Genomic DNA, 22968 nt, shown 5'->3' on the forward strand with positions numbered 1-22968 from the left:
CGATGAAACGACAATCAGCCGAGCCCAACCTGACGGATCTCGACTCGGAGGCGCTGCAGCGTCTGGCGCTTGCTGCCAGGGAGCGAAGCCGCAAGGCGGGCAGGCGGCATCCCGGTGCGATCCCGATCATCGATCGCGCGGGCAAGCTGCCGCTGTCCTTTGCGCAGCAGCAATTGTGGCTCGTCTCGCAGCTTGATGGCGTGAGTACGAACTATCACCTGGATGTCGTGTTGCGGCTGCAGGGAGAACTCGATCTCGCCGCCTGGCGTCGCAGTCTCGATCGCCTGCTCGGACGTCATGAGGCGCTGCGCACGATCTTCATTGCCGAGCATGGCGAGCCGCAGGTCCAATTGCTGCCGCCGGACACGGTGGTGCCGCTCTCATGGCATGATCTCCGTGGCCGGCCGGATCGCGAACAGCGCTTCCGCGAGCTGCTCGAAGAATGCCGGGGCGAGCCGTTCGATCTTGCCTGCGGACCGCTGATCCGCAGTCATCTGATCCGCCTTGATGATGACGTGCATGCCGCGCTGCTCAGCCTGCACCACATCGTATCGGACGGCTGGTCGATGGGCGTGATCGTGCGTGAGCTTTCGGCGTTGTATACGGCCTTCGCCGCGGGCGAAGGCGATCCCCTGCCGCCGCTCGCGCTCCAATATCCGGACTTCGCCGCATGGCAGCGCAAGGCGCTGACGCAGCAGAAGCTGAAGCGCCAGCTGGATCATTGGACGGGCGCCCTGGCCGGGGCGCCGCCGATGCTGAGGTTGCCGACGGATCGTCCGCGAACGGCGCCGAGATCAATCGCCGGCGCTGCGGTGCCCGTGGAGATCGGCGGTGAGCTGTCAGGTACGATTCGGCAGCTCGGCCGCATGCTCGGCGCCACACCGTTCGTGATCGTGCTCTCGGCATGGGCCATCGTGCTGTCTCGGCTCGCCGGCCAGCTTGATCTCGTGATCGGCACGCCCACGGCAAACCGGACGGTGGCTCAGCTGGAGGGGCTGGTCGGCTTCTTCGCCAACATGCTGGCCGTGCGCCTCTATCTGACGGAGGCGCCGAGCGTGGCGGAGCTGGTCGAGCGTGTGAAGAAGGCTGTGCTTGCGGCGCAAGACCATCAGGACCTGCCCCTCGAACATCTTGTCGAAGCGCTGCAGCCGCCGCGAAATCCGGATCATACGCCCATCTTCCAGGTCGTGTTTGCGTGGCAGAGCAACGACGTTGGCGAGCTGGCGCTTCCCGGCATCGATGTCGTGCGCCTGGCCGCGGAGCCGCGGCAGATCAAGTTCGATCTCGAGCTCGATCTCAGCGAGACCGCCGGCGGTATCTCCGGACGGCTGAACTACGCGACGGCCCTGTTCGATGAAGCGACCGTGCTGCGGCAGCGCAACTACCTGATGGCGGCGCTGCGGGCCATGGTCACCGATGTCGGTCAGTCGGTGCAGGCGATTGAGCTGCTGTCCGGCGAGGAGCGGTCAATGCTCCTCGACCATTGGAACCGGACGGATTTGTTCACGCCGCCCGAACGCTGCATCCAGGACCTAATTGCTGACCAGGTCCATCGATGGCCGGCCGCTGTGGCGCTGGTGCATGACGGCGTCCGATTGACCTATCGCGAGCTCGATACGAGAGCCAATCGCTTAGCTCATCATCTGCTCGAGCACGGTGCGGCTCCCGATCGCCTGGTGGCAATCTGTCAGCAGCGCGGTATCGACGCGATCGTCAGCCTGCTCGCGGTTCTCAAGGCAGGAGCTGCCTATCTGCCGCTCGACCCGGTGTACCCGGCACAGCGGCTGCGTGAGATCCTGACCGACGCCGAACCTGTGCTGCTGTTGTGCGACAACGACAGCGCCGAGAAGCTCGGCGATGTCGCGTGCCCTGTCATTGACGTGAAGAGACATGCGCCGAAATGGCATGACATGCCCGACGTCGCGCCCGTGATTGCCGGCCTGACGCCGCGCCATCTCGCCTACGTCATCTATACCTCCGGCTCCACGGGCAAGCCGAAGGGTGTGATGATCGAACACCGCGGCCTGGTGAATCTTGCGCTGGCCCAGATCGCGCTCTTCGAAATCAAGCGCGACAGCCGTGTCGTACAATTCGCGTCCTTCAGCTTCGATGCGAGCGTCTGGGACATCGTCATGGCGTTGTGTTCGGGTGCCGAGTTGCATCTGATCGGCGGCGACGCACACCGCGATGCCTCGGTGCTGTTCGACTATTTCGCGGATCATCGCATCACGCATGCCACACTGCCGCCTGCGATGCTGCAGGGCCGGCCGGACCTGGAACGTCTGGCCGTTCTGGAGACCTTGGTGCTTGCCGGCGAATTGCCAAAGGCGGAACTCATCGCGGCGTTGCCGCTCAGCGTCGCCGTGTTCAATGCCTACGGGCCGACCGAAGCCACCGTCTGCGCCACCGCATGGCGTCGTCCCGCTGGTTTTGCCGATGGGGCCGTTCCGATCGGAAGACCGATCGCCAATGCGCGCATCTATCTGCTCGACGATCTGGGGGGGCCGGTGCCCCGTGGCGCGGTCGGCGAGATCTGGATCGGTGGAGCAGGGGTTGCGCGGGGCTATCTCAACCGGGTTGATCTCACGGCGGAACGCTTCGCCACGGACCCATTCGCGTCGAGCGACGGTGCGCGGATTTACCGCACCGGCGATCTCGGGCGCTACCGCCCCGATGGCGACATCGAGTTCCTCGGTCGCAACGATCATCAGGTCAAGATCCGCGGCTTCCGCATCGAGCTCGGTGAGATCGAGGCGCGCTTGGCGGCGCTCGACGGCGTAAGGGATTCCGCTGTGCTGGCGCGACGCACGACGCATGGCGACACCACGCTCACCGCCTATGTGGTGCCGGCCGAGGGCGTCGGCGCCGTCGGCCCCTGGAGCGCGCAATTGCGGGCGCATCTACAGGCCTGCCTGCCAGACTACATGGTGCCCTCCGCCATCCTGTGTCTGCCTGCGCTTCCGCTGACGCCGAACGGCAAGGTCGACCGCAACGCGTTGCCCGCCCCGGATGACGGCGCTTTCTCGCGCCGCGCTTATGCAGCGCCGCAAGGAGAGCGCGAGTTCGAGCTTGCCGCCATATGGAGCGAGCTTCTCGGCATCGATCGCATCGGGCGGAACGATCACTTCTTCGAGCTTGGCGGTCAATCGCTGCTGATCGTCCGCTTGCTGGACCGTCTGCAGCGCCGTGGCTTCACGACGAACGCGCGGACCGTGTTCGTCAAGCCGGTGTTGCACGAGCTTGCGGCGAGCCTGCATCGCCTCGACGAGGTGGCCATTCCGGAGAATCTGATCACGGAACGGACGACGACCATCACGCCGGAGATGCTGCCGCTGATCGCGCTGAACCAGTCCGAAATCGATCGAGTGGTCGATCAGGTGCCCGGAGGTGTCGCCAACATCCAGGACATCTACGCGCTGTCGCCGCTGCAGGAAGGCATCATGTTTCATCATCTGCTGGCGACGGAGGGGGATCCTTACGTGCTCGTCGCGCAGATGGCGTTTCCGAGCCGCGATCTGCTCGATCGCTATCTGGCTGCCGTCCAGCGGGTGATCGACCGGCACGATGTGCTGCGTACATCGGTCGTTTGGGACGGCCCATCCGTCCCCGTTCAGGTGGTCTGGCGGCGGGCGCAGATTGAGGTCACAGAGGTCGCGCTCGATGGTCACGGGCCGGCGCATCTGGAACTCGCCAAGCGGTTCGATCCGAGATCGTCCCGGATCGATCTGTCCAAGGCGCCGCTGCTGAGGTTTGCCGTGGCCCGCGATCCGGCAGGCGAGCGCATGCTGCTGCTGGTTCTGCTGCACCACATGATCGGCGATCACGCGACCTTGGAGGCTATTCATCGCGAGGTGGAGGCCATGATGTCGGGTTGTGCGCATCTCCTGCCCGCTCCGACGCCGTTCCGCAATCTCGTGGCCCGAAGCCGCGATGCTGCGAGGCGGGACGCCGAGCAGCGCTTCTTCCGCGGCATGCTGGCTGATATCGACGCGCCGACAGCGCCGTTCGGCCTGTTGGATGTACGTAGCGACGGCGACAGCGTTCGCGAAGCGAAGCTGGCAATCCCGTCGGCGCTTGATGCGCGTGCCCGTACTCAGGCGCGACGCCTCGGCGTGAGTCTTGCCAGCCTGTGTCACCTCGCCTGGGCGCAGGTGCTCGCACGGAGCAGCGGACGTGAGCAGATCGTGTTTGGCACGGTCCTGTTCGGCCGCATGCAGACCGGCGCCGGGCTCGACCGCAGTTTGGGTCTGTTCATCAACACGCTACCGCTACGGCTCGATCTCGACGAGACTTCTGTCGAGACGAGCGTGCGCGTGGCGCATGCTCGCCTGGCCGAGCTGACGATGCATGAACACGCGTCATTGGCCATGGCGCAGCGATGCAGCGGCGTCGCGCCGCCGGCACCGCTGTTCTCGGCGATCCTGAATTATCGCCATAGCCGGAAGCGGGAGCCGGAAGCGGTATTGGACAGCCCGTTGCATGCGGTTGAATGGCTCGGCGCGGAGGAGCGTACGAACTATCCCTTGATGCTTGCAGTCGATGACGACGGCGACGCATTGCGCCTAACGGCCCAGACCGCCGCGGCTGTCACGCCGCACCGGATCTGCGCGATGATGCAGCGATGTCTCGACCAACTCGTATCGGCGCTCGAAACCGATCCGCACATGCCGGTTTGTCGGGTGGACGTGATCCCGGCGGGAGACCGTGCGCAACTGCTCGAGGCCTGGAATGCGACGGCCAAGGCTCTGGACCGACCATGCGTGCCCCGCCAATTCGAGGCGCAGGCGGCCCGCAGGGGCGATGCAATCGCGCTGATCCATGGCGACGAGACGATCAACTATGGCGAACTGAACGCGCGGGCAAACCGGCTGGCATCCCGCCTCAGGACCCACGGGATCGGGACGGATGTCGTGGTCGGCCTGGCGCTGGAGCGCAGCATCACGACGATGGTGGCGCTGCTCGCGGTGCTCAAGGCCGGCGGAGCCTATCTGCCGCTCGATCCGGACTACCCGGCCGAGCGGCTGGCCCACATGCTCGGCGACAGCGGAGCCAAGCTGCTGCTGACGCAGGCGGCGCTGCTGGATCGGTTCGCGCCGGCGCTGAGGACGAGCGGAGCCGAGGCCTGGCTGCTCGATACGGAGTCGGGCGACGGCGACGATGCCAATCTTGATCTCGAGATCCATCCAGAAAGCCTGGCCTACGTCATCTATACGTCGGGCTCGACCGGGCTGCCGAAGGGCGTGATGGTGCGTCATGGCGCGGTGACGAACTTCCTGGCGACCATGGCCGAGCAGCCCGGCATTGCGCGTGACGATCGCGTGCTCGGATTGACCTCGCTGTCGTTCGACATCGCGGTGCTGGAACTGTGGCTGCCGCTGACGCATGGCGCACAGGTGGTGCTGGCCGATCGCACTGCCGCGCATGATCCCGCGGTGCTGAAGGCGATGGTGGCGCGGCATGGCGTGACCATGATCCAGGCGACGCCATCGAGCTGGCGCATGCTGCTCGATCATGATGAGACAACGGACTGGCTGCCCGGAGATGGCCGTGTGCTGAGCGGCGGCGAGGCGCTGGCGCCGGACCTGGCGCGGCGGCTGACGGCGCTGAGCCGCGAGGTCTGGAACCTGTATGGGCCGACCGAGACCACGGTGTGGTCGGCGCGCCACCGGCTCGATGCGGCCGAATCCCAGCCGATGCTCGGTGGTCCGATCGGCAATACGACGTTGTATGTGCTGGACGGCCATCTCAATCTCGCGCCGGTCGGCGTGACCGGCGAACTGTTCATCGGCGGCGCGGGCCTCGCCCGCGGCTATTGGCAGCGTGCGTCGCTGAGTGCGGAGCGCTTCGTCCCCGATCCGTTCGGCGCAGATGGTGCACGGCTGTACCGGACCGGGGACCTGGCGCGCTGGCGCGCCGATGGCGTGCTCGATCATGTCGGCCGCGCCGATCATCAGGTCAAGATCCGCGGCCATCGCATCGAGCTTGGCGAGATCGAGGCGCGGCTACGCGAGCAGGCCGGGGTGCGCGACAGTGTCGTGGTGGCGCAGGAGCTGGGCGGAAGCCGGCAACTGGTGGGCTATGTCAGCGGCGATGATGGACTCGATGGCGCGGGCTTGCGCGCAGCGCTGGTCCCGGTGCTGCCGGACTACATGGTGCCGTCGCGTGTGATGGTGCTGCCGCAGCTGCCGCTGACGCCGAACGGCAAGATCGACCGCAAGGCGCTGCCGCAGCCCGATGCACGGCCGAGTGAGCGAGCGCGCATCGCGCCGCGAAATCCGACCGAGGCGGCGCTCGCCGCGATCTGGGCCGATCTGCTGCATCAGGACGAGGTCGGCGTCACCGACAATTTCTTCGAGCTCGGCGGCGACTCGCTGGTTGCGGTTCAACTCGTCGGCCGCATCAAGCGCGATCTCGCACGCGATCTGCCGCTGAAGCGGCTGTTCGAGCTGACGACAATCGAGCGGATGGCGTCAGTGCTGGCCGTGAATCCACCAGAGAACAGACGCGGCGACGAGATCGCCGCCATGTTCGATCTGCTCAAGGAAGTCGAGCTCGCCGATGAATGATCAATCCGGACTTCAGCAGCAGCAGCTCAGCGAAATCGCGCGCCGCCTCGCATCGCTAGACCCAGCGAAGCAGCGCACCTTTCTGACACAGCTCGCTGCGAAGGGTATCGATCTGTCGATTCTGCCAATCGCGCGGCAGCAATTGCAGCGGGCACCGCTGTCGTTCGTGCAAACTCGCCTTTGGTTCCTATGGCGGATGGACCCGGGCAGTGCAGCCTATAACATGCCCCTTTCGATCCGTCTTCGCGGTCGACTCGATGGCGATGCGCTGCAACGGGCTCTCGATGAATTGGTGATCCGCCACGCCGCGCTCCGCACTGTGTTTCGACAGGACGGCGGCGAACCCGAGCAGATCATCTGCCCGCCGCGGCCGGTCGAGCTGCGCCGGATCATCTTTGGCGGCGACGACCGCGAGCAGCAGGCCGCACGGGTGCGGCGTGAACAGGCCAATCTGCCGTTCGATCTCGAGGCGGGTCCGTTGCTGCGTGCGGCCCTGCTGGCGCTCGGTGAACAGGATCACATCCTCACGGTGACGCTGCATCACATTGTGGCTGACGGCTGGTCTCTGCAGGTGCTGACCGACGAGTTCTGGCAGCTCTATGGCTGCGCGGCGCGAGGCGAGGTTCGCTCGGTCCCCGCGCTCGAGATCGACTACGCCGACTTCGCGGCCTGGCAGCGGCTGTGGGTCAACGCGGTGGAAGGCGACCGGCAGCTCGGCTATTGGACCGGCCGTCTTCGCGATGCGACGATGCTGCAGCTGCCGTTTGATCGCGCGAGGGCCGCCGAGGCCGATCAGTCCGGTGACGCCGTGCGTCTTGCGCTCGGCGCCCCCCTGGCGGGCCGCGTGCGGGCGCTCGCGCAGCGCCACCAGACGACGATCTTCGTTGTGCTGTTGGCGGCCTTCAAAGTGCTGCTCTATCGGTACAGCGGACAGTCCGATATCTGTGTCGGAGTTCCGATCGCCAATCGCGACCGACCGGAGACGCGGCAACTGATCGGCCCGCTCGTCGATACGCAGGTGCTGCGCACGCAGATCGACACGCGATGCACGATCGCGGACTTCGTCATTGCCGTACGCAATGCAACGCTCGACGCGCGGGAGAACCAGGACGTTCCATTCGAGCGTGTGCTGGACGTCTTGCAGCCCCAGCGCAGCCTGAGCCAGAGTCCGCTGTTTCAGGTGATCTACAATCATCAGCGCCGCCGTGACCATTCCGAGGCCTATGCTTCGGCCGAACTGCAAATCGAGACGATCGCGCCCGAGATCGAGACCGTCAAATTCGATCTCGCTCTCGACACCGAGGAACTGCCATCGGGCGACATTTCGGCGCTGTTTTCCTTTGCGACGGCGCTGTTCGATCGCTCGACGATCGAGCGGCTTGCGACGCATTGGCGTGCGATCCTGGAGATCATGGCGGATGAGCCCGCGCGCCCGCTCGCGGCCATCGATTTTCGGTCGGCGCTCGAACGCGAGACAGTGAGCCGGTGGAACCAGAGCGTTCCTGCCGCGAAGCCGTGCCTCCCGGTGCATCGCCTGTTCGAGAAAAATGCCGAGGACAGACCTGGCGCGCCGGCGCTGATCTTCGGGGCGGAGACGGTCAGCTATGGAGCTCTGAACAATCACGCCAACGCGATTGCCCGGCACCTGATCGCGCAAGGCGTTCGGGCTGGCGACGTCGTCGGGCTCTCGATGCGGCGCTCACCCGAACTGGTCGCGGCGTTCATTGCCGTGTTGAAGGCCGGCGCGGCCTATCTGCCGCTCGACCCGGATCATCCGCTGGCAAGGCAATCCGCAGCGATTCGCGATATCGGAACGACCGTCGTGCTGGTCGCGGCGGCTGGTCTGCGCGAATGGTCGCGGATGGAAGGGGTCAGCGTCGTCGATGTCGGTGCAATTCGGTGCGAGGGCCGCGAGACCGATCCGGCGATCGGTGTCCATCCGCAGAGTTTGGCCTACGTGATCTACACGTCGGGTTCGACCGGCGTGCCGAAGGGCGTCGCGGTCGCGCACGGGCCGTTTGCCGTCCATTGCGAGGTCACGGCCGAACTCTATGAGATGGATCGGCAGTCGCGCGAGTTGCACTTCCTCTCCTTCACCTTCGATGGCGCCCATGAGCGGCTTTGGACTGCGCTGAGCTGTGGTGCAGCGCTGGTGATGCGCGACGCCGATCTCTGGTCGGCCGAGCAGACCCTGGAGGTCATGCGCGCGCAGAACGTCACCAATGCGGGCTTCCCGCCAGCCTATTTGCAGCAGCTCGCCGACTTCGCAGCGTGGCGCGGCAATCCGCCGCCGGTGTCGCTCTATTCGTTCGGCGGAGAGGCGATGCCGAAGTCGGGATTCGACAAGATCCGGCGCGCGCTGCAACCGCGCAAGCTGATCAATGGCTACGGCCCGACGGAAACGGTGGTGACGCCGCTTGTCTGGAAGACGGACGCTGCGGCCGAGATCGACTGCGCCTATGCTCCGATCGGTCGCCCGGTCGGACGGCGCTCGGCCTATGTGCTCGATGGCGATCTCAACATCGTGCCGGTCGGGGTTACCGCCGAGTTGCACATCGGCGGCGAAGGGTTGGCGACCGGCTATTGGAACCGTCCGGGACTCACGGCAGAACGCTTCATCCCCGATCCCTATGGCGAACCCGGCGCGAGGCTGTATCGCACCGGTGATCTGGCCCGCTGGCGTGCCGATGGCGTGATCGATTATCTCGGGCGCTCCGACCATCAGCTCAAAATCCGTGGCTTTCGCATCGAGCCCGGCGAGATCGAAGCGCGGCTGGCGCAGCAGAGCGGCGTCCAAGCGGCCGTGGTGGTCGCGCGCGAGGTCGCCGGACGCCAGCAACTCGTCGGCTACGTCTTTGGCGAGGCTCTTGATGAAAGGACATTGCGGGCGGCCCTGCTGGAGGAACTGCCCGACTATATGGTCCCGGCGCGCATCATCTGCGTGGCGCAGATGCCGCTCACGGCCCACGGCAAGATCGACCGGGACGCCTTGCCGCTTCCCGCACATCCCGCGGCCGCGACAGACTACGTCGCTCCGCAGACCGAGGCGGAGCTGACCTTGGCGGCGATCTGGTCCGAGCTGCTCGGGCAGGCGCGCGTCGGATTGACCGACAATTATTTCGAGCTTGGCGGCGACTCCATCGTTTCGCTTCAGGTGGTCGGACGTGCACGCCAACGTGGTCTGTTGATCGAGCCGCGCGACCTGTTCCGGCATCAGACGCTTCAGGAGCTGGCGCGTGCCGCACGGAGCGACCGCGCGGCTGATGTTGGAGTGCACCCGGCGGAGCGCGACCACGAGCCGGTGCCAATATTGCCAATTCAGCGCCGCTTCTTTGCTGAGGACGCCGGCGAGCGGCATCATTGGAACCAAGCCGTGCTGCTCATGCCAGCATCGCGATTGGACTGGCGGGCGATCGCCCGGGCCGTGGCAGCCGTGCTGGCACAGCATGATGCCTTGCGGATGCAGTTCGCCGAAGTCGATGGCGCGTGGCAGGCCACCTATGGCGAGGCGCCGTCCGCCGCCGACTTGCTCTGGATACGTCACGTTGCGGACGCGGCAGAGATCGCGGCGGTCGCCGCAACCGCGCAGGCGAGCCTGTCCTTGCAGGGGCCGCTGCTCCGCGTGGTCGGAATGGATGTGAGTGACGGGAGCCAGCGGCTGCTGATCGTCGTGCATCATCTCGTCGTCGACGGCGTGTCCTGGCGCATTCTGCTGGAGGATCTCGCATCGGCCTATGAACAGGCTACGCGGGGCGCCACGACGATGGTGTTGCCGCCAAAAAGCCAATCGGTCGCATCCTGGGGCAGGAGGCTCGAAGACTATGCCTCGTCCGTCGAGCTTGCCGGGCAGCTCGCCTACTGGCGGACGCGGGGTCTTGCGTCCGATCTCCTCTGCGACCAGGATCATGACGATATCGATCGGGTCGCCGATGGCGAGGAGGTCGTTGTCGCCTTCGACGCGGACCTCACTGCCAAGCTGTTGAAGGACGCTCCGGCGGCCTACCGCACGCAGGTGAATGATCTCCTGCTTGCCGCGTTGGCCAGGTCGGTCGGACGCTGGAGCGGGCTCGATGACGTGCTCGTCGAGTTGGAGGGGCACGGTCGCGAGGACATCTTCGACGGCGTCGAGCTGTCGCGGACGGTCGGCTGGTTCACGACCGCATTTCCCGTCCGGCTGTCGGGTTGCGCGAGCGATGATGCGACGCTCATCAAGTCGATCAAGGAGGAGCTGCGCGCCATTCCGTCGCGTGGGCTTGGCTACGGCGTTCTGCGCTATTGCGGCACCCGTGCACAAAGCGCAGCCTTGGCGGAGAGCGCGGAGCCGCGCATCGTCTTCAACTATCTCGGCCAGTTCGGCGCGAGTCTCGGTCCCGACAGTGCCTTCAGCATTGCGCCGGAAAGTGCCGGACCATCGCGCAGTGCCAGCGCGCCGCTCGGCCGCTGGATCAGCATCAACGGCCAGGTACTGGACCGCGAGCTGCAGCTCACATTCAGCTTCGGGCGCAGGCGCTATCGCCGCGCCACGATCGAACGGCTTGCCAATCATTATGCTGACGCGTTGCGAGAAGTCGTCGCGCATTGCACCAGCGGCGTACATGGCATCACGCCATCGGACGTTCCCTTGTCGCGTCTCAGTCAGCCGGAGCTCGACCTGCTCGGAGGCGCGCACGACCGGCGCGAGATCGAGGACATCTATCCACTGTCGCCGATGCAGCAGGGCATGCTGTTCCACGCGCTGCGTGACGCCGACAGCGGCAGCTATGTCAGCCAGATCGCGGTCGACATCAGCGGTGTCGATGCCTCAAGGCTGCAGGCCGCCTGGCAGGCCGTGACCGCCCGCCACGCGGTGCTGCGGACCGCGTTCGCCTGGCGCGAACTGTCCGGCCCTCCGCAGCAGATCGTCTATCGACAGGGGACGGTGCCGTTTGTCGTTGAGGATTGGCGCGACCGTATCGCGGCGATGGATAGGGCCGCGCGCGACAGCGCACTGGCGGCCGTCGCGCAAGCGGAACGGCAGGCCGGTTTCGACCTGTCGCGGCCGCCGCTGCAGCGGGTCCGTCTCATTGCGCTCGGCGACGGGGCACATCGGCTGATCTGGACGCATCACCACATCCTGCTCGATGGCTGGAGCGCGGCACGGCTGATCGCCGAGATCATGCAGCATGTCCGTGGAGGAACGCTTTCTGCCGTCGCGGGCCGATACCGCGACTACATCGCGTGGCTGACGCGACAGGACCGGGACGCGTCAGGTGCATTCTGGTCGCGATGGCTCGCACCGCTGGAAGAGCCGAGCCTGCTGGCCGATGCGCTGGGCGGACCCGCAGATCTCGCTGGCGGTCATGCCTCCATCGATCTCGTCATCGACGCGACGCAGACCGAACGGCTGCACGCTGTGGCGCGTCGCGAACGGGTGACCTTGAACACCGTCCTGCAAGGCGCGTGGGCCCAGCTCTTGCGGCGGATGACGGGCCGAAGCGCCATCAGCTTCGGTGCGACGATCTCGGGACGGCCGCCCGAGATCGCCGGCGTGGAGGAGATCGTCGGCTTGTTCATCAACACAGTGCCGGTGCTCGACAGCCCGAGCCCCCAGACGCTGGTTGGCGATTGGCTGCGTGGCCTGCAGGCCGCGAACGTGGATTTGCGCGAGCACGGCTGGATGCCGCTCTACGAGATTCAGCGGCTCGCAGGCCGTGCCGGCCGTCCGCTGTTCGATACCATCTTCGTGGTTGAGAACTATCCGGTCGACGATGTCCTGCGCGACCAGCCAGGAGACGGTCCGCGCGCCAGCGGCGCCGAGCAGATCTCGATCACGAACTATCCGCTGACGATTGCGGTGTTTGTTGCGCCGTCCGGCATCAAGCTGGGGTTTCGCTATGATCGCAGCCGGTTCGATCGCGCGCAGATCGAACGGATGCAAGCTGCATTTTCCCATCTGCTGGCGCGCATGGCTGACGCCCGCGACCGTCCGCTGGCCGAATTGCATGGCGTGGATGACACCGCCGTGCGGCGCATCCTCGGTTGGAGCACCGGGTCTGTCGTGCAGACGGCCGGCGACGAGCCTCTGGACGTCGTGGCGCAATTCGAGCGACGCGTCGCAGCGCATCCGGCTGCCATCGCGTTGGTCACCGACGACGCACGGATGAGTTATGCCGAGCTGAACGCCCGCGCAAATCGCCTGGCGCGGCAGCTTCGGGCACGCGGTGTCGCTCAGGATGCGGCGGTCGGGCTCGCATTCGAGCGCAGCATCGACATGATTGTCGCCGTGCTCGCGGTGCTGAAGGCCGGCGCAGGCTATCTGCCGCTCGAGCCCGACTATCCCGATCAGCGCCTCGCAGCCATGCTGCGCGACAGCGGCGCGAAGATTGTCCTGACCATGTCCGGTCTGCAAGACCGCCTCAGCGCGACGGGTGTTGCGGGGAACGTCGAGGTGGTCGTGATCGGCGCTGCGGACCGCAATCCACCGGCCGACATCGACAGCTCGAATCTCTCGCTCCCCACGCATGTCGAAGGTCTTGCCTATGTGATCTATACGTCGGGCTCGACCGGCATCCCCAAGGGCGTCGCCTGTACGCGTGGGGCACTGGCCGCAAGGTTGGCCTGGATGCAGGCCGAATATGCGCTCGCGCCCGGCGAAACGCTGCTGCAGAAGACGCCGTTCAGCTTCGACGTTTCGGTCTGGGAGATAATGTGGCCGCTGACGATCGGCGCGCGATTGGCGATCGCCCCTCCGGGCGCACACCGTGAGCCGAAGAGATTGATCGACGCGATCACGACCCACGGCGTGACCACGCTGCACTTCGTCCCACAGATGTTGGCCCAATTCATCGCCGATCCTGGAGCGGTGCGGTGCACGAGCCTGAAGCGGCTGTTCTCCGGCGGCGAGGCGTTGCCGGTCCAGCTCATCGATCAGGTTCATGCTGTGTATCCGTCAGTCCGTTTCGACAATCGCTATGGACCGACCGAGACTCTCATCAATGCCTCGTTCTGGAATTGCGGGAGGCAAAGCGGACGCAGCGTGCCGATCGGGCATCCCATTCCGGGAACCGTGTTGCGCATCCTTGATGCCGACCTCAACCTGGTCGATGAGGGAACGACCGGCGAACTCCATATTGGCGGCACAGGGCTCGCGCGCGGCTATCTCGGTCGTCCGGCGCTGACCGCGGAGCGTTTCATCGCTGATCCGTTCGGACCGCCCGGCGCACGGCTGTACCGCAGCGGCGACCTGGCACGCTGGCGCGACGATGGCACCGTCGACTATGTCGGCCGGGCCGACCATCAGGTGAAGGTCCGCGGCTTCCGGATCGAGCTCGGCGAAATCGAGGCCCGCTTGCTGCAGCAGCCCGAGGTCAGCGCCGCCGCCGTGATCGCGCGCGAATTCGGTGCAGGACGCCAACTCGTCGGCTATGTGAGCGGTGGCGGCACGTTGAATGGCGCGGCGCTCTGCGAGGCGCTGGCAGCGGAGCTGCCGGACTACATGGTGCCGTCGCGCATCATCGTTCTCGATCGTCTGCCGCTGATGGTGAGTGGCAAGGTCGATCGTCTTGCGCTGCCGGCGCCGGAGGTGGGGGATGCGGCGGGGCGAATCCCGCCCCGTACGCCAAACGAAGTCGCGCTCGCCGCGATTTGGGCGGAGCTCTTGCGCCAGCCGAATGTCGGGATCACTGACAATTTCTTCGAGCTCGGCGGCGACTCCATCATCTCGCTGCAGATGGTCAGCCGCGCGCGCCGCGCCGGCCTTGCGATCGAGCCGCGCGATGTGTTCAAGCATCAGACTCTCGAGGCTCTTGCGCGCGAAGCCCGTATCGAGCTGCAACCCGCGACACATGCCGAGCAGGGCCTGATTGCCGGTCCGCATCCGCTGCTGCCGATTCAGCTCAGGTTCTTCGAGCAGAAGCTGGAAGCTCCGGACCACTGGAATCAGGCGGTGCTGTTGCGGCCGCGCCAGCGGCTGGAGTGGGATACGCTGCGCCGCGCCGTCGCTTCCGTCGTCGCCCACCATGACGCGCTGAGGCTGCGCTTCGAATGTGTCGCCGGCATCTGGCGCGCGGAGCATGATGCATCGCCTGCGCGTGCCGAACTGTTTCGGACATGCGAGGTCGCCGATGCCGACGCGGTGACCGCGCTCGCCGCCCAGGTGCAGGCGAGCCTCTCGCTCACAAGTGGTCCTCTCATCCGCGTCGTCGGGATGGATCTGCCGGGGGACGAGCAGCGGCTGCTGATCGCGATCCATCACCTCGTCATCGATGGCGTGTCGTGGCGCGTGCTGCTGGAGGATCTGGCGGCGGCCTATGAGCAGCTTGCCCGCGGAGAGCAGGGCGTGGTGTTGCCGCCGAAGACTCATGCCTATGCGCAATGGGGGGCAGCGCTGCACGCGCACGCCGCCTCGGACGAGCTCGCGGCAGAGCTCGAATATTGGACGCGAGCAAGGTCGACGGACGACGTTCCGTGTGACAGCTCGCCGGACGATCGCGATACGGTCGCCGATGCACACGAAGTCAACTTGGCCCTTGAGGCCGATCTGACCACGCGTCTGCTCGGGCCGGCCCATGCGGCCTACCGCACCCAAGTCAACGACCTCCTGCTGGCGGCGCTGGCGGGCGCGGTCTGGCAGTGGTCCCGCCGTGATCACGTCCTGATCGAACTCGAAGGTCATGGCCGGGAGGACATCGGCGCTGGCCTCGACCTTTCGCGCACGATCGGCTGGTTCACAACTGTCTTTCCCGTGCAGTTGGCAGGAGGACACGAGGAGCCGGCGTCGCTGATCAAGACGACGAAGGAGATGCTGCGCGCGGTGCCGCATCGGGGTCTCGGCTACGGCCTTCTACGCTATTTCGGTTCTGATGCGCAGCGCCGTGCGTTGGCCGGCGGTCCCCAGCCGCAGATCGCATTCAATTATCTGGGCCAGGTGGACGGTGCTGGCGATGACGCGTTGTTCACTATTGCGCCGGAGAGCGCCGGCCCCTCCCGCGCCGCGTCGAGCCCATTGCGCCACCTCCTCGCCGTCAATGCCCGTGTCCAGGGCGGCGTCCTGCAAGTGTCGTTCGGCTTCAGCCGGAAGCGCTATCGTACCGCAACGGTCCAACGTCTGGCGGATTGCTTCAAGGCAGCGCTGAAGGAGTTGCTCGACCACTGCGCGACCGATGTCCATGGCCTGACGCCCTCCGATGTGCCGCTCTCGAAGCTGAGCCAGGCCGAGCTCGATGCGCTCGCCTTGGATTGGCGCAAGGTCGAGGATATCTATCCGTTGTCACCGATGCAGCAGGGCATGCTGTTCCATGCGCTGCATGACGATGGCACGGGACTCTACGTCAACCAGCTGACGGCCGAAATCCACGGCCTGGATCCAGAGAGGCTGCGTGCCGCCTGGCAGGCGGTCACCGATCGTCATGATGTGCTGCGTACCGGATTTCTATGGCGAGAGCTGTCGGGATCGCCGCAGCAGGTCGTCTATCGCCACGCCGAGATGCGATTCGTCGAGGAGGACTGGCATGCGCGCGCAGCCGGAGCTGCTCCAGCTGCATTGGACGATGCGCTGAGTGCGCTCGCGCGGCGCGAGCGTGCCGAGGGGTTCGATCTGTCGCGCCCGCCGTTGCAGCGTCTCAGACTCATCAAGCTCGACCACAACCGTCATTGGCTGATCTGGACCCACCATCACATCCTGATGGACGGCTGGAGTTCGGCCCGCTTCATGGCCGAGGTGATGCTGCTGCTGGAGCAGGGGGCTCTTCCAGCCCAGAGGCTGCATTATCGCGACTACATCGCCTGGCTCCAACAGAGGGATCATGATGCGGCGTCCGCCTTCTGGCGAAACGCCCTGGCTGAGCTCGACGAGCCTGGTCTCATGACCTCAGGCGGAACGGGCGATGTCGCTGGCCACGGCTCGCTCACGATGGCGGTGGACCCGGATCTCAGCGCGAGCCTGCAACAGTTTGCGACCCGCGAGCGGGTAACCCTCAACACGGTCGTTCAGGCCGCGTGGGCGCAGTTGCTGCGACGGCATACTGGCCAGGACACGGTGTGCTTCGGCGTCACTGTGTCCGACCGGCCTGCCGGCCTCGCCGGGGCCGAGGAGATGATCGGCCTTTTCATCAACACTCTGCCGGTCGTCGATCACGCCCATCCGCAGCAGAAAATCGGTGCCTGGCTGCGGGAGCTGCAAGAGCGCAATCTCGCCTTGCGCGAGCATGGCTGGATGCCGCTCGCCGATATCCAGCGGCTGGCCGGCCGGGCCGGACGGCCGCTGTTCGACAATATCTTGGTGTTTGAGAACTATCCGGTCGATCAGGTCCTGCGGACGAAGCACGGCCAACTCAGTGCGAGCCGGACGCAGATCCTGGAGACCAGCAACTATCCCTTGTTCATCAGCGTGGGTCTCGACGGTCAGCTGCGGCTCGTATTCAATTTTCAGCGGCAGCATTTCGACGAAAACCAGATCCGGCGCCTTCAGGCGGCATTCGTCCAGTTGCTCGCTGCGATCAGTCGCGATGCTGGGCAGACCGTCGCTGGCCTCGTCGCGGATGACGCTGGCGATCTCGCCATGCTCGCGCGGGCCAATGATACAGCGCGTGCAATCGCGTTCGCCAGTCTCGTTGCTCAATTCGAGGCGCAGGCGGCCCGCAGGGGCGATGCAATCGCGCTGATCCATGGCGACGAGACGATCAACTATGGCGAACTGAACGCGCGGGCAAACCGGCTGGCATCCCGCCTCCGGGCGCACGGGATCGGGACGGATGTCGTGGTCGGCCTGGGGCTGGAGCGCAGCATCACGATGATGGTGGCGCTGCTCGCGGTGCTCAAGGCCGGCGGAGCCTATCTGCCGCTCGATCCGGACTACCCGGCCGAGCGGCTGGCCCACATGCTCGGCGACAGCGGAGCCAAGCTGCTGCTGACGCAGGCGGCGCTGCTGGATCGGTTCGCGCCGGCGCTGAGGACGAGCGGAGCCGAGGCCTGGCTGCTCGATACGGAGTCGGGCGACGGCGACGATGCCAATCTTGATCTCGAGATCCATCCAGAAAGCCTGGCCTACGTCATCTATACGTCGGGCTCGACCGGGCTGCCGAAGGGCGTGATGGTGCGTCATGGCGCGGTGACGAACTTCCTGGCGACCATGGCCGAGCAGCCCGGCATTGCGCGTGACGATCGCGTGCTCGGATTGACCTCGCTGTCGTTCGACATCGCGGTGCTGGAACTGTGGCTGCCGCTGACGCATGGCGCACAGGTGGTGCTGGCCGATCGCACTGCCGCGCATGATCCCGCGGTGCTGAAGGCGATGGTGGCGCGGCATGGCGTGACCATGATCCAGGCGACGCCATCGAGCTGGCGCATGCTGCTCGATCATGATGAGACAACGGACTGGCTGCCCGGAGATGGCCGTGTGCTGAGCGGCGGCGAGGCGCTGGCGCCGGACCTGGCGCGGCGGCTGACGGCGCTGAGCCGCGAGGTCTGGAACCTGTATGGGCCGACCGAGACCACGGTGTGGTCGGCGCGCCACCGGCTCGATGCGGCCGAATCCCAGCCGATGCTCGGTGGTCCGATCGGCAATACGACGTTGTATGTGCTGGACGGCCATCTCAATCTCGCGCCGGTCGGCGTGACCGGCGAACTGTTCATCGGCGGCGCGGGCCTCGCCCGCGGCTATTGGCAGCGTGCGTCGCTGAGCGCGGAGCGCTTTATCCCCGATCCGTTCGGCGCAGATGGTGCACGGCTGTACCGGACCGGGGACCTGGCGCGCTGGCGCGCCGATGGCGTGCTCGATCATGTCGGCCGCGCCGATCATCAGGTCAAGATCCGCGGCCATCGCATCGAGCTTGGCGAGATCGAGGCGCGGCTGCGCGAGCAGCCCGGGGTGCGCGACAGTGTCGTGGTGGCGCGGGAGCTGGGCGGAAGCCGGCAGTTGGTCGGCTATGTCAGCGGCGAGGATGCACTCGATGGCGCGAGCTTGCGCGCAGCGCTGGTCCCGGTGCTGCCGGACTACATGGTGCCGTCGCGTGTGATGGTGCTGCCGCAGCTGCCGCTGACGCCGAACGGCAAGATCGACCGCAAGGCGCTGCCGCAGCCCGATGCACGGCCGAGTGAGCGAGCGCGCGTCGCGCCGCGCAATCCGACCGAGGCGGCGCTCGCCGCGATCTGGGCCGATCTGCTGCATCAGGACGAGGTCGGCGTCACCGAAAATTTCTTCGAGCTCGGCGGCGATTCCATCATCTCGCTGCAGGTGGTCAGCCGTGCGCGTCGCGCTGGCCTTGTCATCGAGCCGAGAGACGTGTTCCGGCACCAGACCATCGAGCTGCTGGCGCATGTCTCTCGCGCGATGCGGGAGGACAAGCGGACGGCGGTCGTGACTCGCGGTGTATTGGCAGGCCTCACCGATGACGAGCTCGCGCGGCTCGGGCTCGACGAGGACCGCATCGAGGACTTCTATCCGTTGTCGCCGATGCAGCAGGGTATGCTGTTCCACAGCCTGCGCGACGCCGGCAGTGGCGTCTATGTCAACCAGATCAGCGTGGAGATCCGTGGGCTCTCTGTCGAGCGCCTCCGCTCGGCGTGGCAGGAGGTGTCTGCGCGACATCCGATGTTGCGGACGGGCTTTCTGTGGCGCGAACTGTCGGGATCTCCGCTGCAGGCCGTCTACCGGCACACGGTGGTGCCGTTCGAAACTGAAGACTGGCGCGGGCAGGCGGTCGACGAGGCCAGGCTGTCGGCGGCCCTGGCCGGTGAGCGGGATGCGGAGTTCGACCTCGCGAGGCCGCCTTTGCAGCGCGTGCGTCTGCTGCAGGTCGAGGATCAGTGTCACCGCCTGATCTGGACCTATCACCATATCCTGATGGACGGCTGGAGCTCGGCGCGTTTCCTCCGCGAAGTCCTGGACACTTATGCCGGACGGCAGCTCGGGCCCGGCCCGTCGCACTATCGTGACTACATTGCCTGGCTCGTGGCCCAGGATGCCACGAAAGCCGAGCGCTTCTGGCGTGGACAGCTGGCTGAATTTGATGAGCCGACGCAACTGGCTGACGCGTTCGGTGGCCGCCGGCACCAAGTGCACGGGCACCTTCGCTGCTCCACGCGGCTCGATGAGAGCGCGACCACGGCCCTGAAGGCGTTTGCCCGCCGCGAGCGCGTCACGCTGAACACGCTGATCCAGGGCGTCTGGGCGCTGCTGCTGCAGCGCTATACCGGTCAGCAGACCGTCACCTTCGGCGTCACGGTCGCTGGCCGGCCTGCCGATCTCGACGGCGTCGAGCAGATGATCGGCCTCTTCATCAATACGCTGCCGATGATCGAGACCCCGCCGCCGGCCTCCGCCATCGGCGACTGGCTGCGCGCGATGCAGAGCCGCAGCGCCGCGATCCGCAACCATGAGCAGACGCCGCTCTACGACATCCAGAGCTGGGCAGGCCGCGCCGGCGAGCCGATGTTCGACAGCATCATCGTATTCGAGAACTATCCGGTTGACCGTGGCCTGGTCGGAGATGGCTCGCTTCGCTTTGCGGGCCTGCGCAATGTCGATGTGACCAACTATCCGATGGACCTGTCCGTCATGGTCGACGACACGCTCCAGGTCGAGTTCACGTACATGCCCAGCCATTTCACGTCTGAGCAGGCGGAACGGATCCGGGCGCAGTTCGAGCATCTGCTCGCCGCGCTGACGCACGACTCCGCGGTGCTGCTTGGCGCGCTGGATCAGGCCACCAGCCAGGATCTGGCTTACGCGCGCGCCAGCAACGCCCATGCCGTGCCCGCTGCATCGGCTCCGCTCGTGCATGAGGCGATCAGCAGACACGCGCTGATTGATCCTGAGCGTACGGCGCTGACGATCGCCGGCGACAGCCTGTCCTACGGCGCGCTCGAGCGCCGCGCCAATCGCCTGGCGCATCATCTGATCGCGCTCGGCCTCGCGCCGGACCAGCGCGTCGCCGTCGTGGTCGAGCGCACGGAGGCGACGATGCTGGCGCTGCTGGCCGTGCTGAAGGCGGGCGGCGCCTATGTGCCGCTCGATCCGGAGCTGCCGCCCGAGCGGATCGCCTATGTGCTGCGCGACAGTGGGGCTTTGTTCTTGCTGTCCGGAGCGCGCGACGTGGCCGCGCCGAACGACGTGTCGCGCGTCGACCTTGGCGGCTTCGATTTCGAGTCGGGACCGGATCATTCGCCGCAGCCGCGCCTGCATCCGGAGAACGTTGCTTACGTGATCTACACGTCCGGCTCGACCGGACGGCCGAAGGGTGTCGCGGTCGCGCACGGACCCCTGGCCATGCATTGCCGCGCGACCGCTGCGCTCTACCAGATCGACGACCGATCCTGCGAGCTGCACTTCCTGTCGCTCGCCTTCGACGGCGCGCATGAGCGGTGGCTCACGGTGCTGTCGCACGGGGCGCGGCTCGTCATGCGCGATGCGGAGCTGTGGACGCCGGAACAGACGGTCGAGACGGCGCGTGCGCATGGCGTCACGCATCTCGGTCTGCCGCCGGCCTATCTGCAGCAGGTCGCCGATTGGGTCGAGCAGAGCGGCAATCCGCCGCCGGTGCGGCTGTATTCGTTCGGCGGCGAGGCGATGCCGAAGGCGGGCTTCGACAAGGTGAAGCGGACGCTGAAGCCGCAAATCCTGATCAACGGCTACGGACCCACGGAAACGGTCGTGACGCCGCTGGTGTGGAAGGTCGATGGCAGCGCCGATTGCGACAAGGCCTATGCGCCGATCGGCGTTCCCGTCGGCAGCCGCACGGCCTACATTCTCGACGGCCAGCTCAACTTGATTCCAGCCGGCGCAGCAGGAGAGCTTTATATCGGCGGCGCCGGCCTCGCGCGCGGCTATCATGCCAAGCCTGGCCTGACGGCTGAGCGCTTCCTTCCGGATCCATTCTCGTCCGCTCCTGGCGCACGCCTGTATCGCACAGGTGATCTGGCGCGCTGGGACGCCGACGGGGTGATCGAATATCTCGGGCGCGGCGATGACCAGGTCAAGGTCAGCGGCTTCCGTATCGAGCTGGGCGAGATCCAGTCGGCTCTGTCGTCGGAGCAGGCGGTCGCGCAGGCCGCCGTGCTCGCCATGCCCGGCATCGCAGGCAACCAGCTCATCGCCTATGTGGCGCCGAGGGATGCGCGCACAGCCGTTGGGGCGTCGGCCGAACGACTATCGGCCAGCCTCCTGGCATCGTTGCGCCGGAGCCTGCCCGCCTACATGTTGCCGGCGCGAATCATCGTGCTCGATCATCTGCCGACGCTGTCGAGCGGCAAGGTCGATCGCAAGGCGTTGCCGGCGCCTGATGCCGCGGCGGCCCGCACGTTCATCGCGCCCGAAAGTCCGGCCGAGATCGCCATGGCCCGGCTGTGGGCCGATGTTCTTGGAGTGCCGCAGGTCGGCGTCACCGACAATTTCTTCGAACTCGGCGGAAATTCGATCCTGAGCCTGAAGGTGATCGCACGGCTTCGTCGCGAGCCGATCCTCGGCGGCGATATCAAGCTACGCGATCTCCTGCAGAAGCCGACGATCCGTGCCTTGCTCGGCGCGCCCGCGAGCCCGCCCGAGCGGCCGTCGGCTCTGCTGCCGTTGAATGCGCCGGTATCGGGCATCGCGCCCGTCTTCTGCGTCCATGGCGGCTTCGGCACCGTCTTCGACTATGCGCCGTTGGCGCGCCGCATGGAGGGGCGTCGCCAACTGATCGGGGTGCAATGTCGCACCTTGATCAATCCATCCTTCGCCGACCCGTCGCTGACGGCCATGGCCGCCAGCTACGCCGACGAGATCATGGAGGCCCAGGACAGCGGTCCTTATCATCTGATCGGCTGGTCGCTTGGCGGACTGATCGCATGTCTGGTCGCCGCTGAACTCGAGCGCCGCGGCAAGGAGGTCGCGAGTCTCGGGTTGATCGATAGCTTCGTTCCCGATCCGCAACGTCGCGCGGAGCGACGCGCCGAAAAGTACTGGACCGACGAACTGCTCGGGCTGCTGTCCGTGGCGGCACCCGGTGCGCAAATCGCAACGATCAGGTCGCAGGCCGCGGCGCTCCGTGATGCCGGTGCGCCTGAAACGGACGAGGCGATCAGGCACCTGATCGCGAGCGCGATCGCGACGACGCACCGGCAAGCGCGCGACCGCTTGCTCGGCATGGATGACATCGTCGCTGCGTTCAGGGTGGGGCGGCATCTGAAGCGACTCGCCTATGAGGCTGACTGGCCTGCGGCTCTGTTCGCCGAACCGGCCTGCTGGTGGACATCCGGGCGGCTGGAGCAGCGCGACGTGCTGGAGGCGCGGCTGACGGCAGCGGTGGATCTGGGCGTGCTCGGTGACGACCACTTCGCGATCCTGGCCAACGACGCCTTCCTTTCGTCCATCTGGGCATGGCTCGAGCCGGTCGGCGCGGCGCAGCCGGTGCAGGCGCCGCAGTCCGAACCGGCAGAATGAGGTGAT

General features: G+C 66.3%; 2 protein-coding genes. Both read left to right on the forward strand.

Annotated features, from left to right (window positions below):
- The first annotated feature begins 2 nt into the window (after nt 1-2).
- Entirely contained in the window at nt 3-6566 is a 6564-nt protein-coding gene (locus BBTA_RS05125) for a non-ribosomal peptide synthetase (RefSeq protein ID WP_012041385.1), read from the forward strand.
- Nucleotides 6559-22962, forward strand: coding sequence for a non-ribosomal peptide synthase/polyketide synthase (locus tag BBTA_RS05130; RefSeq protein WP_012041386.1), 16404 nt, complete (start codon nt 6559-6561; stop codon nt 22960-22962). Before BBTA_RS05125 ends, BBTA_RS05130 begins: the two co-directional genes overlap by 8 nt.
- The last annotated feature ends 6 nt before the right edge of the window (nt 22963-22968 follow it).

This window comes from Bradyrhizobium sp. BTAi1, from assembly GCF_000015165.1.
Lineage (GTDB): Bacteria > Pseudomonadota > Alphaproteobacteria > Rhizobiales > Xanthobacteraceae > Bradyrhizobium > Bradyrhizobium denitrificans.

Bases quoted from the DNA above. Each gene is read 5' to 3' on its own strand.
- BBTA_RS05125 (WP_012041385.1), top strand. From the start codon at position 3: ATGAAACGACAATCAGCCGAGCCCAACCTGACGGATCTCGACTCGGAG.
- BBTA_RS05130 (WP_012041386.1), top strand. From the start codon at position 6,559: ATGAATGATCAATCCGGACTTCAGCAGCAGCAGCTCAGCGAAATCGCG.